The organism is Oleiphilus sp. HI0123 (assembly GCF_001635315.1).
The window spans coordinates 1-1,102 of record NZ_LWGE01000251.1 but is presented as its reverse complement, the minus strand read 5'-3'; the positions used below and the strand labels follow the sequence as shown (position 1 = coordinate 1,102).

Here is a 1,102-nt window from a genome sequence, read left to right as displayed (position 1 = left end):
GCAGATACCAGCTATGACAAAGATGATGAAGTGACTTTTAATGAGGCAACCATTCTAGGCAATGTTATTCAAAAACATGGTTTGAGCCTTTTGACTAATCCTAGCTTAGAGCGAGCGTTTGATGGTAAGGCATCTAGTGATCAGAGCAATAGCTTGAGCGGTAGTATTTCAGTCACAGTTTCAGAAGTTTTGCCAAATGGCATTCTTCGAATTCAGGGAGAGAAGTGGCTGCGCTTGAACCAGGGAGATGAATATATTCGTTTAACCGGTTTGGTGAGGCCGCAAGATATTGGCACAGATAATACGATCCCGTCTTCTAAGGTTGCTGATGCTCGTATTGCCTATGGTGGAACAGGAGATTTTGATGATGTTAATCGTCAAGGCTGGTTGTCCCGATTCTTCAACAGTGAATGGTGGTTCATGTGATGTCTTATAGTGTAAAGGCTTCTTACAAAGCTACTGCAGCGGGTATCGCTTCTTTAGTTAGCTCGTTCTGCCGCTCCAGTTTATTGTTGCTGGGTTTTGCTTTGGTTAGTTTTGACGTTAGCGCGGATCGTTTAAAAGATATTGCCAATGTACAGGGGGTTCGTTCGAATCAGCTGGTTGGTTATGGTTTGGTTGTCGGTTTAAGTGGTACAGGAGATAACACGCCTTTTACTAGCCAGACCTTCCGCAACATGATGAATAAATTTGGTATCACCATTCCTGAAGGTGTGGATCCGAAGTCAAAGAATGTAGCAGCGGTTTCAATTCATGCAGAGCTTCCGCCTTTCGCTAAACCTGGGCACAAGATTGATATCACAGCCTCATCGTTAGGAGACTCCAAGAGCCTTAGAGGTGGTAGCTTATTGATGACTCCGTTAAAGGGCGCAGATGGGCGCGTTTATGCGCTTGCTCAAGGCAGCCTTGTCGTCGGTGGTTTTGGTGCTGAAGGTGCCGATGGCTCCTCTATTCAGGTTAACGTTCCGAGTGTGGGACGGATTCCTAATGGCGCGACGGTTGAACGAGCCATCGCATCTCCTTTTCATCGTGGCGACACATTAACCTTTGATTTACATCGCCCGGACTTCACAACGGCGATGAATTTAACCAAGAAGATTAA

At 45.7% G+C, this 1,102-nt stretch carries 2 protein-coding genes; both read left to right on the top strand.

Translation table 11 applies throughout. The features are described from left to right. Window positions 1-426, top strand: a 426-nt coding sequence (locus A3761_RS02490; protein WP_197472748.1) for a flagellar basal body L-ring protein FlgH, incomplete at its 5' end; no start/stop codon positions are given. After that, a partial coding sequence (locus A3761_RS02485) for a flagellar basal body P-ring protein FlgI (RefSeq protein ID WP_197472747.1) occupies window positions 426-1,102 on the top strand: 677 nt, incomplete at its 3' end. The genes A3761_RS02490 and A3761_RS02485, both read left to right, overlap by 1 nt.